Below are 13,257 nucleotides of genomic sequence, written 5' to 3'. Positions count from 1 at the left end.
GCCCACCTCGATGTGAAGGTTCGGGCCGGATGCCGGGCGGAGGTGAGGTGGGGACGGCGAGATCCATTCCTGCCTCGTCCATCGCGAGGGTGGTGGCCACGAGCATCCGCCCGGCATCACAAGCTGACGCGGCGCTCTCGGTCAGCGGTTATGCGGATTCGGCTGGATTCTCGTTCCGGAACCAAGCGATGACGAACACCGACACCACCAGCAGAACTATGCCGATCGTCCGGTAGCCCAGATCCACCGAGTTGACGAACTTGTCAACCATGTCTGTGTTGCCGCTGGTCAGCAATCTGGAGAAGACGGACGAATGCGACTCGGCACCCGCGATGTGAGCGAAGAAGTGCCCCTGGATGATCGTCCCCATTGTGGCAATGCCAATCGCTGCCCCGAGTTCGCGCATAAGGCTGTTGAGGCCCGATCCCGCCCCGACACGGTTCGCGGGCAGGGAACCGATGATGGCATTGGACAGCAGCGGCGCGGAGAGCCCGATTCCCGTTGCCATCAGCAGCAAGTACACGATGAGAACCGCGTACGGCGTTGCCGCGGTCAATGTTGACAGCAAAGACAAGCCGATGACCAGGATCGCCAGACCCGACGCGATGGTCCCACGCGCGCCGATACGGTCGGCGACCCGCAGGCTTTTCGCCGAGACCACGGCATTCCACAGGGGCATGGGAATCGTGGCGAGGCCGGCCACCAGCGGTGTGTACCCCTTGGCGAACTGCAAATACTGGGAATTGACGTAGAAGAGCGCAAACATTGCCAGGAAGCCGACCATTACTCCGACCGTCCCGGCCCGGAGCGTCGGAATGCGGAAGAGCGCCGTGTCGAGGAGTGCATGCCTCTTGCCCCAGCTACGCACCGTGTAGTACGCGATGACCGCGATCCCGACGATTCCGGAGGCAATGACGGTCGATGAGGTCCAGCCCAGTTCGGAACCCTCGATGATCATGTAGAGAAGGCTGGTCAGACCGACGATCAGAAGAGCCGATCCGGTGAGATCCACCTTCATGTCCACATTCTGCGTTCGGGGCACATACGCCGCGACACAGATGGTTGCGCACGACGCCAGGACGGCGAACACCAGGAACATCATGCGCCAGCCACCGAACTGCACCAGAGCCCCGCCGGCTGTGGCAGCCACCATGCCGGCGGCCTGGACAGCGACCGTCCACCCCGTGACCGCCTTGGGGCGTTCCTGCTCCGTATGGATGTTGACGATGATCGACAATGTCGTCGAAAACACAAACGCTGCTCCCAGCCCGGTGAAGCATCGCGCGGCCAGGAGCATTGCAATCGTCGGGGCCAGCGCGGAAGCCAAGCAGCCGATGACATATACGGTGAGGCCGATGAGCAGGAAACCTTTACGCCCATAACGGTCCGCGAGCGCGCCCGCCGGAACCAATAGGCAGGCGAAGACGATGGTGTATCCGTCGACGATCCATAATAACTGGGTCGCCGACGGGTGCAGGTCGCTGGTAGAGATCGTCGGTATCGCGAGATTCATCACCGATACCATTCCCATGACCAGAAATGCTGCGCCTGAAGCGATGCGGCGAGCTCCGCGCCGACGCGGATGGCCAACTCGTGCCGTCGGTTCGACACCCGTAGTTGCTGTCACGAATCTCCCGTCCTCATTTCGAGTCGAGCATCGCCCGGGGCTCGACGAGCCCCGGGCCGTCGACTACTGAGTGACATCAAAAGCTTCCGGATCGTATACCTCGAAGCGATGTTTCGAAGTCTATACCTCGAAGCGATGTACCACCCAACACGGTTGCCGGAGCGAGAGCCTGACGGCGTGACAGCAGGGGTATGCGGAAGTGCAGGCACCGCCGCCCGGGTGGCGAAGGGGCAGGCCGCTCCCGTTCGCCACCCGCCGGAGAGGAGGCCCATCGAGCGCCGCTCCCCAGCCGCCGGCATCACTTGCCTGCTGACGCAGAGGCCCGCTGCGTCACTTGGGGAGACGCGGCAGCACCTGCTCACAAAATCGCCGGAGGTTACCGGCCATGTCGCTGAACGCCTGGCCGCCGTAGTCGATGTGCCACAGGAACGTGTCCACGGACAGCGCACGCTGGAACTCGACGATCCGCTCCGTGACCGTCTCCGGTGAACCGACGATCGCCGTCTCGATGAGATCGTCGTCGCTCATCTCCTTGATGCTCTTCACGGCCTGCGGGTACTTCGCGTAATCCGACGAATGGGTATGCAGCAGAGACTCGGCGGCTTCGCCGAACACCTGCCAGTGCGCCCGGAGTCGAGGCAGTGCCCTGTCCACCGCGTCCGAGTCCGTCTCGCCGATCATCAGCGGGATGCTCATCGCGACCCGCGGCGATCCTGCGGTCTTCCCTAAGGCCTCCCGGAACCGCGACTTGTAGAGCTCCACGTTCTCGCGGGCCTTGGGCAATTCCTCAGCACGCGGCGGAGACGCCATAAGCAGGTTCAGCCCGCGGTCACCTGCCCAGGAAAAGGTCTCCGGTGACATCAGGCCGGCGACCCAGGTGGGCGGATGCGGTGTCTGCGTCACTGACGGAAGGGAATTGACACCGGAGTACTGGAAGAACTCGCTGGATTCCGAGACATTTTTCTCGGTCCACAGCCGAAGGACGGCCTCGACCGTTTCCTTGTACCGCTGCCGGCTTCCTTCCATGGGCACGCCGAAGGTGTCGAATTCGTAGGGAAGGAAGGCTCGAGCGAACCCGACATCGAGTCGTCCATGGCTGAGGGCGTCGACCTGGGCGGCTTGAGCCGCGATCTGCACCGGATGGTGGAAGGAGGCTTGGATGCCTCCGGTCATCAGGCGGACCGACTGTGTCCGGGCGGCCACCGCGGCCAGAAAGGTGAGCGGGTGCGGGCTGTACCCGCCGTACTCGTGCAGGTAATGCTCGACCATCTTCACATAGTCGAATCCCAGCTCTTCGGCGAGGCAGGACAGGGCGAGCGCATCGTCGAGATACTCGGTCGCAGAACGCTGACTGCAACGGCAGTCTGGCAAGAAAGAGATGCCGTATTTCATGGTGCGAATACCTTCCGGCTGCGTGTGAACGGAGGGCTGCATATGAAGGACGCTGCTGTACGGCCGCACATCCGCTGACCCGTGTCCGGTGCAACCACCGATGCTGCTCGTGCCAGTCGGCGTGGCACCGACCCTCTGATGGGCCGGCTCGCATGAGCGGAACATGGAGCAACCTACGCCGGGCATGACAACCTGTCAAGACGCATGTAGAGACAGGCTGTTAAGTCTCAACAAGCTCTGTTTGTAAGCGTGTTGACAAGGCTGCTCGCCTCTGGTCTTCTTGGTTGTGCGACGCCGCAAATGCATCACGAAGACGCCTACCAAGGCGTTTACAAGGGTGAGGTGTTGTAGAGATGGCCGAAGCATACTGCTGGGCTGGAAAGCACCGGCGTTTACAGCGCCTTCGTCATCCGGGCTCTGGGGCGATCTTCCTGGTTCCGCTGGACCATTCACTGGCTGATGGTCCGGTAGCGGATACCGAGAATTTCGCTTCACTGGTCGAGGCGATGGCCAACAACGGAGTGGACGGACTCATCGTCCACAAAGGGCGGGTCCGGTTCCTACCCCCGGACCTGCTCCGGGACTTGAGCCTGATCGTGCACTTGAACGGCAGCACCCGCTATGCCCCGGACGCCAACGCGAAGATTCTCGTCGGCTCCGTGGAAGAAGCCGTGGCACTCGGTGCGGACGCAGTCAGCGTGCACATCAACATCGGTTCCAACAACGAAGCCGCACAACTCACCGACATGGGCAAGGTCTCCGACCAGGCGGCGCACTGGGGCGTACCGCTGCTGGCCATGGTCTATCCGCGCGGCCCCCATCTGACGAATCCCGCCGACCCCGCTCTGCTGGCGCACGCCGCAAATATCGCGGCCGATCTCGGGGCCGATATCGTCAAGCTTCCCTACACCGGTTCGGTCAGCACGATGGTCGATGTCGTCCATGCCAGCCCGATCCCCATCGTGACCGCCGGCGGTGGCTTGGTCGCGGAAACAGAGAAGCTCCTCGACGGCATCACGGACGCAATGACCTCCGGCGTCGCCGGCGTCGCCGTCGGACGCAACGTCTTCGCCGCCGCCGACCCGGGGCAAACGGCACGCCTCATCGCGCAGCGGGTGCACGATACCGCTCCCCCGCCGGACTTCCTGCCGGCGGAACGTCAGATGGAGCGAGAAGCAACATTTTCCTGAGCCATAGGCAATCGGACACGAGTTGAGGGAAGACATGAAGTCTGCCTACGTCGATCTCCGTGACTGCACCGGCGAACTGGCGAATGCGGTCATCGAAGAAAGCGCCCACCTGGGAGTCGAGGGCGTCGTCGTCGACGATCCGGAACTCGCCAAAAACGTACCGCCGACGCTGCGCAAGGTCGCAATCGTGGCGCCGGAAACCCCGACCACCCTGATCGACCAGCTCGTCGACGTGGTCGACCTCTTAGTCGCCGATCACAGCATCGTCGAGAAGTTCCAGGGGCTGCGTCCCCACCTGAAGACCGGTGTCCTGGTGAAGGTGGTCGGCGAGGAGACGCTCAACCTCGCCTGCAAGATCGCCAACGAGGCGGACTTCACGTTCGTCGAATTCCAGCAGGACCCCAGCAAGATTCCGCTGGAGATCCTGTTGGCCGCTGCCGACCGCGCCCCGGGCTCGATCGTCACGTTTGTCGAGGACCTCGAGGACGCCGTCGTGACGCTCGGTGTGCTGGAACGCGGATCCGATGGCATTCTGCTGCGGCCGCGCCGGGTGGGTGATGTCTCCGAGCTGGTGCGCGTGTGCCATGAGGACAGTGCCTCGCTCGCCATGGAGGAATTCGAGATCGTCAAGCTGACGCATCTCGGGCTCGGTGATCGGGTCTGCGTGGACACCTGCACTCGGCTCAGGCAGAACGAGGGCATCCTCGTCGGTTCGTACTCAACCGGGCTGATGCTCATCAGCAGCGAGACACATCCGCTCCCCTACATGCCGACACGGCCGTTCCGGGTCAATGCGGCGGCACTTCATTCCTACACGCTCACGCCCGGAAACCGCACGCAATACCTGTCGGAGCTCCGCTGCGGCTCCGAGGTTCTCGCGGTCAGCACGGACGGAAATGTACGGCGCGTCATTGTGGGCCGCATCAAGATGGAAACCCGCCCGATGCTCCAGATTGAGGCCCGTACCTCCGACGGAACGCTCGTCGACGTGGTGGCACAGGACGACTGGCACGTTCGTGCACTCGGGCCGGGCGCCGGCGTTCACAACATCACCGAACTCCGGCCGGGAGACAGGATTCTCGGGCACACGCTCACGGACCAGCGGCACGTCGGCTACGCCATCCGTGAGTTTCTGTACGAACAGTAAGCGCATCGCGTCGGCCGCACATTCGGTGTTCTCGTTTCCGGTGGCGAAGGAGAGTGCACAACGTGGCACGCATTGTGCAGAAATACGGTGGCACATCGGTCGCCACCCCCGAGAAGGTCGTGGAAGTGGCGCGGCAGGTCCGGACAACGCGGGAGGCAGGGCACGACGTCGTCGTAGTCGTCTCGGCCATGGGCGGCGCCACCGACGAGCTCCTCGCGCTGGCGTCCACCGTGTCGGAGCGTCCCGATCTCCGCGAACTGGACGCCCTGCTGTGCACGGGTGAGGCGAAGTCGGCCGCGCTGCTTTCCCTCGCCCTGAACCAGCAGGGCGTCGCCAGCCGCTCGTTCGGTGGCCCCGAGGCGGGCATCCGTACGGATCAATGGCATGGTGATGCCTCGATCGAGAAGATCGAACCGGGGCGGCTGCGCAGCGCACTGGAGAGTGGCGTCGTACCGGTGGTCGCGGGCTTCCAGGGCGAGGCCGGCGTCGGCGGAGCGCGGACGACGCTCGGCCGGGGCGGATCGGACACCACGGGCGTGGCGCTGGCGGCCGCGCTCGCGGCCGATCACTGCGAGATCGTGACGGACGTATCGGGTGTGTATACAGCCGATCCCCGCCAGGTCGCAGGAGCCCGCCGGCATACCGCTCTTTCGTACGAGGAAATGGCGGAGCTCGCCACGAGCGGTGCGAAAGTCCTCGCGCCGAGCTCTGTTGAATACGCGCGCACTCATGGTGTCGACCTGAAGGTGCGCTCGTGCCGGTCCGTCTCGGACCCCGGTACCTGGGTGGGCAACCCCCGGCCGTGCAATGTCCGCGGCACCGACGACTCGTGGATCGCGGCACCGAGTGGTCGGCCGATCGCCGGGGTCGCCAGTCAACACGGCCTGGTGCGGTGTGTGTTACGGCGCATCAGTGCGGATTCCGCGAGGCGGGCATTCGCCGCGCTTGCCGAGCATGGAATCGAGATGGAGCTCTGCCGGTACGGCAATCTGGGCACCGAGGGCGTCAGCGATGTCGCGTTCACCTTGTCCGCGGCGGACTCGGAAAGGGCACGTTCCATACTCACCGGTGCGGCCCTGCGCGGCACTCTCGATGAACTGCACTGGACGTCCAACCTCGCGCGGCTGTCAGTCGTCGGTATCGGGCTCGGCCGCGAAGCGGACTCGGTACTGACGATGCTGCAGGCGCTGCGTTCCGTCGATGCGCTCGGCACCGACCTCGTCGTCGCGCCCAACGCGCTCAGGGTGCTCATCGGCGAGAGCCACCTTTCCGACGTGGCCCAAAGCGTCCATGACGCATTCGTCGACGGGCTCTCCGTACCGCGGATCTACCCCGTTCCGAACCAAGAACTCTCGGCACAGCGCAGTGGTGAGCACCGCAAGCGTGCGATCGGCGAACACCGACGAAGCTCGGATGTGCCGGCGCTCACCGCCGTTCACTGAACAAACCCGTCGTCCTTGAACCCAGTTGGAGAATTCAATGTACGTGATGGGGCTCAACCTCGGGCACGATCGATCCGCTTGCATAGTGAAAGACGGCGAGATCGTGGTGGCCGTCGAGGAGGAACGTCTCGACCGGTCGAAGCACTCGCCTGGATTCCTGGTGCACGGTTACGGCGGCCGACTCGAGCTGTCGGAGTACCTCACCCGTGTGCTTCCCATGAAGTCCATCAACTACTGCCTCGAGGCAGTGGGCTTGAGCATCGACGACCTGGACCTGGTAGTCGGAAACAAGTCGATCCACGACAATGCCCTGAAGCGCATGCTGCTCGAGTTCCCCATCAAGGACAAGAGCAAGCTGCGGATCCTGCCCGCGCCCTCCCACCACCTCGCACACGCCTACTCGGCGTACTTCGCGTCGCCGTACGACGATGCCGCGATCCTCGTCGTCGACGGCGTCGGCAGCCTCACCGAGGACGGCACGGGATTTGAGAAGCACACGATATTCGACGCGCAGGGTCGCTCCATGAAGCGGGTGTACGGCGACTCGTTCCCCAAGGATTACAGCGAGGTCGGGATCGGCCTGTTCTACAGCTTCTTCTCATCGAAGCTGAGCTTCCTGACCCGGTACGGCCATCCCACCTTCGGGGACTTCGGGTGTGGCGGTTACCCGGAGGCCGGGAAGACCATGGGCCTTGCGCCCTATGGGCAGCACCGTCCGGACTGGCCGCAGCTGCTCCAGCTGGACGCGGGCAAGGTGAATGCGCGTACTGCGGACCTGGAGGATGCCTGGCGCCGCTGGCTGAAGGAAGACGGCGAAGGTTTTGACGGCAGTCAGCGTGACAGCTGGGACCATCCGTTCGCGAAGGACGTCGCCCGCAAGGTGCAGGAGGAAACCGAGGAGGCCCTGCTCTACCTCGCCCGGCACGCACGGAAGATCACGGGCAGGCGGCGGCTGTGCTTCACCGGTGGCGTTGCGCTCAATTCGGTCGCCAATGAGCGGATCGCCAATGAGAGCGGATTCGACGAGGTGTATTTCTTCGGCCCTTCGGGCGACGACGGCGTCGCCATCGGATCGGCCTATTACGGCTACTACGCGCTTGCGGGCGGCGAGAAGCGGCAGCAGGTGAAGTCCGCGTCCATGGGCCGGACGTATGGCCAGAACGCCATCGACGAGGCCGTGCGTGAGGCCGGCGGGGCCGTTGAGGCGCGGCAGGCAGAGATATCCGAGGTGGCCCGCCTCATCGCCTCGCACCACACGGTCGGCTGGTTCCAGACGGGCTCGGAGATCGGCCCCCGGGCGCTGGGACACCGAAGCATCGTGGCGGATCCGCGGCACCCGGAAATGCGGGATTACCTCAACGACGTGGTGAAACACCGGGAGTTGTTCCGGCCGTTTGCGCCGTCGGTGCTGGCCGAACGGGTCTCTGATTGGTTCGACAGCGATCGGGAGAGCCCGTTCATGCTGCTCGTCCCGCATGTGCGGCAGGGCAAGGAGAACGTCATCCCGGCGGTGTGCCATGTCGATGGAACGGCCCGTGTGCAGACGGTGCACAAGGAAACCAACAGCGCGTACCACGCGTTGATTTCCGCCTTCGCCGATATCACCGGCGTCCCCCTGGTCCTGAATACGTCGTACAACGACGCCGGCGAGCCGATCGTGGAGACCCCGGCCGACGCGATCAGGACCTTCCTCAACACGGAGATCGATTACCTGTACCTCGGTAATACGCTCCTGAGCAAGCCGGGCCGCTCGCTGCCCGACAGCCACCCGGGCCGACGGCCGGTCGAGGTGTCGAGCTAGTCCCAGACGTTACGGCCGACAGAACGGCGTTCTGGAGCGGGCCGAAGAACGCCACTCCGACACTGTTCTGTCGGCGTAACGTCGCGACCGCCGCAGGCCCGTATCAGGGCCGTTTGCGCTGGCATCTCGTAACTCATCTCACATGGCTCATGGAGATTCCTTGAACCCCGTCTGTGAAGAGGATGGAAATGGCTAGAGCCGCAGCGGCACTGGTGCTGGAGGACGGCCGGGTCTTTGGTGGTGAGGCATTCGGACGCGAGGGGTCGTGCCTGGGCGAGGTCGTGTTCACCACGGGAATGACGGGATATCAGGAGACGCTGACCGACCCGTCGTACCACCGGCAGATAGTGGTGGCCACCGCGCCGCACATCGGCAATACGGGGTGGAATGACGAGGACAACGAGTCGCAGCGCATCTGGGTGGCCGGTTACGCGGTGCGGGAGCCGGCGCGGGCCCCGTCGAACTGGCGCTCACGTCGCCCTCTCGAAGACGCACTGGCCCGCGAGGGAGTGGTCGGCATCGCCGGAATCGACACCCGCTCACTGACCCGGCATGTGCGGCAGTTCGGCGCGATGCGCGGCGGAGTGTTTTCCGGTGCCGCCCTGGCCCCGCCGACGGAGATGGTCGCGCGGGTCCGGGCCGGGCAGGCGATGGCCGGCGCGGATCTCTCGGGAGAGGTCACCACGGACGCGTCCTACGTGGTGCCCGCCCAAGGCCGGAAGCGCTTCACGGTGTCTGCGCTGGACCTGGGGATCAAGACCAGCACATCGCGGATGATGGCGGCCCGCGGTATGGAGGTCCATGTGCTGCCGACAACGGCGACGCCGGAAGAGGTGCTCGCACTCGGCGTGGACGGTGTGTTCCTGTCCAATGGGCCGGGAGATCCGGCGACCGCCGATGCACAGGTGGCATTGGCGCAGCAGGTCCTCGACCGTGGGCTGCCGCTGTTCGGGATCTGTTTCGGAAACCAGGTTCTGGGGCGCGCTCTGGGGCGCCGTACCTACAAACTGCGCTATGGGCATCGTGGCATCAACATTCCCGTCATCGACGCTGCCACGGGCCGGGTGTCGATCACGGCGCAGAACCACGGATTCGCCGTGGAAGGGGAACCGGGCGAGGAATTCGCCACCGCATTCGGCCGGGCGAAGGTCTCGCATTACTGCGCCAATGACGGAGTGGTGGAGGGCCTGCGCCTGCTGGAGCGTCCGGCGTTCTCCGTCCAGTACCACCCGGAGGCCGCTGCCGGCCCGCACGACGCCGCGCCGCTGTTCGATCTGTTCGTACAGCTCATGGAGGGGGACATGGATGCCTAGGCGGACCGACGTCAAGCACATCCTGGTCATCGGCTCAGGTCCGATCGTGATCGGACAGGCGTGCGAATTCGACTATTCCGGCACACAGGCGTGCCGAGTACTGCGCGCCGAGGGCATCCGCGTATCGCTGGTGAACTCGAACCCGGCGACAATTATGACCGATCCGGAATTCGCCGATGCCACGTATATCGAGCCGATCACTCCGGAGTTTGTGGAGAAGGTCATCGAGGCGGAACGCCCGGATGCGCTCCTCGCAACTCTGGGCGGTCAGACGGCGCTGAACACCGCGGTGGCGCTGCACGAGCGCGGGGTGCTCGCCAAATACGGGGTGGAGCTGATCGGCGCGGACATCGAGGCCATCCGGCGGGGCGAGGACCGGCAGCGGTTCAAGGACATCGTGCGCGCCGTCAGGGGCCAGGTGCCGGAGTCGGCGCTGTGCCGGTCGATGGACGAGGTGCGGGCCTTTGTCGCCGAACACGCTCTGCCGGTGGTGATCCGGCCGTCGTTCACCATGGGCGGCCTCGGCTCCGGCATGGCGCACTCCACCGGGGAGCTGGAGCGCATGGCGGCGCTGGGGCTCAGTGAGTCCCCGGTGCACGAGGTGCTGATCGAGGAGAGCGTGCTCGGCTGGAAGGAGTACGAGCTCGAGCTGATGCGCGACCACCGGGACAACGTGGTGGTGGTCTGCTCGATCGAGAACGTCGACCCGATGGGCGTGCACACCGGCGACTCGGTGACGGTGGCACCCGCGATGACGCTGACCGACCGCGAATACCAGCAGATGCGCGACATGGGCATCTCGGTGCTGCGCGAGGTCGGCGTCGACACCGGCGGCTGCAACATCCAGTTCGCCATTCAACCCGAAACCGGGCGGATGGTGGTCATCGAGATGAACCCGCGGGTGTCGCGGTCATCGGCGCTGGCGTCGAAGGCCACCGGGTTTCCCATCGCCAAGATCGCCGCGAAGCTGGCGATCGGCTACAGCCTGGACGAGATACGCAACGACATCACCGGCGAAACCCCCGCCTCCTTCGAACCGACCCTGGACTACGTGGTCGTCAAGGTGCCCCGGTTCGCGTTCGAGAAGTTCCCCGGCGCGGATGCGGGCCTGACCACAACGATGAAGAGCGTCGGCGAGGCCATGGCGATGGGCCGCAGCTTCCTCGAAGCGCTCGGCAAGGCACTGCGGTCGATGGACACCCCGGGCGCGGGGATGTGGGCCAAGCCCGACCCCGAGGGCGTCGCGCTCGCAAGTACCCTGGAGGCACTGCGGACAGGGCACGACGGCCGGCTGTACACCGTCGAACGAGCCCTGCGGCAGGGCGCCACCGTGCGGCAGGTGCACGAAGCCTCGGGCATCGACCCATGGTTCCTCGACCAGATCGCCGCCCTGATCGAACTGCGTGCCGAGGTCGTCCACGCACCGGTGCTGGATGCCGCGCTACTGCGCCGCGCCAAGGGCATCGGCCTCTCCGATCGCCAGATCGCGCTGCTGCGCCCCGAGTTGGCCGATGAGGACCGGGTACGGTCGCTGCGGCACCGGCTGGGCGTGCGACCGGTGTTCAAGACCGTCGACACCTGCGCGGCCGAATTCCCCGCCAGGACTCCGTACCACTACTCGGCCTACGAGTCCGACCCCGCCGCCGAGAGCGAAGTCGCCGCGCAGCGGCAGCGGCCCAAGGTGATCATCCTCGGCTCCGGGCCCAACCGCATCGGCCAGGGCATCGAGTTCGACTACTCCTGCGTGCATGCCGCCATGGCGCTGCACGAGGTCGGTTACGAGACGGTGATGGTCAACTGCAATCCCGAAACGGTCTCCACCGACTACGACACCTCCGACCGCCTGTACTTCGAACCGCTCACGTTCGAGGACGTGCTGGAGGTGGTGCACGCCGAACAGGCCTCGGGCACCGTGGCCGGCGTCATCGTCCAGCTCGGTGGCCAGACTCCGCTCGGCCTGGCGCAGCGGCTTGCCGACGCCGGAGTACCGGTCCTGGGCACCCCGCCCACGGCGATCGACCTCGCTGAGGACCGTGGTGCGTTCGCGGAGGTCCTGGCCGCCGCCGGGCTGCCCGCTCCCCCGTACGGCACCGCCACCAGCTTCGCCGGGGCGAAGCGCATAGCCGACAACATCGGCTATCCGGTGCTCGTACGCCCCTCCTATGTGCTGGGCGGGCGCGGGATGAAAGTCGTCCACGACGAAGCCTCCTTGGAGAGCTATATCAACCGGGCAACTGAGATCGCCCCCGAACACCCGGTGCTGGTGGACCGCTTCTTGGACAACGCCATCGAGATCGACGTCGACGCGCTCTGTGACGGCCGCGAGGTCTACCTCGGCGGCATCATGGAGCACATCGAACGGGCCGGCGTGCACTCCGGCGACTCCGCCTGCGTCCTGCCTCCCCCCACCCTCGGCAGGCAGGAAGTGGAAGCGGTCCGCCGCTGCACCGAAGCCCTCGCACGCGGCATCGGTGTGCACGGCCTGCTCAACGTCCAATACGCCCTCAAGGACGGCGTCCTGTACGTCCTGGAGGCCAACCCGCGCGCTTCCCGCACCGTGCCGTTCGTGTCCAAAGCGACGGCCGTGCCCCTGGCCAAGGCCGCCTCACGCATCATGCTCGGCGCCACCCTGGCCGACCTTCGCGAGGAAGGCGTCCTCCCGGCCACCGGAGACGGCGCGGCCCTGCCCGCCCGTGCCCTGGTCGCCGTCAAGGAAGCCGTCCTGCCGTTTCACCGTTTTCGCACCCCCGAAGGTCACGGCATCGATCCCCTGCTCGGCCCGGAAATGAAATCGACCGGCGAAGTCATGGGCATCGACACCACTTTCGGACACGCCTATGCGAAGAGCCAGATCGCGGTTCACGGGGCGATGCCGATGAAGGGCTCCGTAGTGCTCTCACTGGCCGGCCGGGACGAGCGCCTCGGCATCCTCCTCGCCGAGCGCCTCGCCGGTCTGGGCTTTCACATCCTGGCTACCCAGGGCACCGCAGCATTCCTGCGCCGCAACGGGATGGATATCACCGTGGCGAAGGACGGTGACAGCGAAGAGCAGCACGCCCGGCGCATTCAGGAAAATGACATCAAGCTGGTCATCGACACGTCCCATGGCAATCACCCCTCGCGCGCCGACGACAGCGAACTCCGCACCGCGGCCGTCTCGCGGGGCGTCGCCTACGTCACCACCATCGAGGGCGCCGAGGCAGTCGTCCGAGGCATCGAAGAGGCCAGCGCAACGGAACCCAAAGTACGGACCCTCCAGGACTGGCACCGCTCGAACTGACGTCGACGTCCAGGAAATCGTGGCTCCATGGCGGCCATGCACGGGCCTCAGGTGGCTGCGGAGAA

At 65.4% G+C, this 13,257-nt stretch carries 8 protein-coding genes; 6 read left to right on the top strand and 2 right to left on the bottom strand.

Annotated features, from left to right (window positions below; genetic code table 11):
• Positions 1–148: 148 nt before the first annotated feature.
• Positions 149–1,627, bottom strand: a complete 1,479-nt coding sequence (locus tag ACZ4S3_RS35745; protein ID WP_467942224.1) for an MFS transporter — start codon at positions 1,625–1,627, stop codon at positions 149–151.
• 330 nt (positions 1,628–1,957) lie between these two features.
• Complete coding sequence (locus tag ACZ4S3_RS35740; protein ID WP_467942221.1) at positions 1,958–3,019, bottom strand: LLM class flavin-dependent oxidoreductase; 1,062 nt, start codon at positions 3,017–3,019, stop codon at positions 1,958–1,960.
• A 353-nt stretch (positions 3,020–3,372) separates the two neighbouring features.
• Here ACZ4S3_RS35740 and ACZ4S3_RS35735 point away from each other — a divergent pair, with 353 nt between their 5' ends.
• The 6 genes from ACZ4S3_RS35735 to carB all read left to right on the top strand — a co-directional run bounded on the left by ACZ4S3_RS35735 (position 3,373) and on the right by carB (position 13,192).
• Complete coding sequence (locus tag ACZ4S3_RS35735; RefSeq protein WP_467942217.1) at positions 3,373–4,209, top strand: 2-amino-3,7-dideoxy-D-threo-hept-6-ulosonate synthase; 837 nt, start codon at positions 3,373–3,375, stop codon at positions 4,207–4,209.
• 34 nt (positions 4,210–4,243) lie between these two features.
• The gene (locus ACZ4S3_RS35730) at positions 4,244–5,356 is read left to right on the top strand and encodes a 3-dehydroquinate synthase II family protein (protein ID WP_467942213.1); all 1,113 of its coding nucleotides are present in this window, start codon (positions 4,244–4,246) and stop codon (positions 5,354–5,356) included.
• 62 nt (positions 5,357–5,418) lie between these two features.
• Positions 5,419–6,798: an aspartate kinase gene (locus ACZ4S3_RS35725; protein ID WP_467942209.1), complete on the top strand. Its 1,380-nt coding sequence runs from the start codon at positions 5,419–5,421 to the stop codon at positions 6,796–6,798.
• A gap of 46 nt (positions 6,799–6,844) precedes the next feature.
• Positions 6,845–8,599, top strand: coding sequence for a carbamoyltransferase family protein (locus ACZ4S3_RS35720; RefSeq protein WP_467942205.1), 1,755 nt, complete (start codon positions 6,845–6,847; stop codon positions 8,597–8,599).
• Between the two features lie 188 nt (positions 8,600–8,787).
• Entirely contained in the window at positions 8,788–9,912 is a 1,125-nt protein-coding gene (carA, locus tag ACZ4S3_RS35715) for a glutamine-hydrolyzing carbamoyl-phosphate synthase small subunit (RefSeq protein WP_467942202.1), read from the top strand.
• Entirely contained in the window at positions 9,905–13,192 is a 3,288-nt protein-coding gene (carB, locus tag ACZ4S3_RS35710; RefSeq protein WP_467942197.1) for a carbamoyl-phosphate synthase large subunit, read from the top strand. The genes carA and carB overlap by 8 nt, the downstream gene beginning before the upstream one ends.
• The last annotated feature ends 65 nt before the right edge of the window (positions 13,193–13,257 follow it).

It is taken from the genome of Streptomyces sp. NPDC028368, assembly GCF_055565615.1.
Note: the sequence above shows the minus strand (reverse complement) of the source record. Positions and strands in the feature narration are given on the sequence as shown.

Excerpts from the sequence above, each read along its gene's own strand:
- ACZ4S3_RS35720 (WP_467942205.1), top strand. The coding sequence starts at position 6,845 with ATGGGGCTCAACCTCGGGCACGATCGATCCGCTTGCATAGTGAAAGAC.
- ACZ4S3_RS35740 (WP_467942221.1), bottom strand. The coding sequence starts at position 3,019 with ATGAAATACGGCATCTCTTTCTTGCCAGACTGCCGTTGCAGTCAGCGT.
- ACZ4S3_RS35730 (WP_467942213.1), top strand. The coding sequence starts at position 4,244 with ATGAAGTCTGCCTACGTCGATCTCCGTGACTGCACCGGCGAACTGGCG.
- carA (WP_467942202.1), top strand. The coding sequence starts at position 8,788 with ATGGCTAGAGCCGCAGCGGCACTGGTGCTGGAGGACGGCCGGGTCTTT.
- carB (WP_467942197.1), top strand. The coding sequence starts at position 9,905 with ATGCCTAGGCGGACCGACGTCAAGCACATCCTGGTCATCGGCTCAGGT.
- ACZ4S3_RS35735 (WP_467942217.1), top strand. The coding sequence starts at position 3,373 with ATGGCCGAAGCATACTGCTGGGCTGGAAAGCACCGGCGTTTACAGCGC.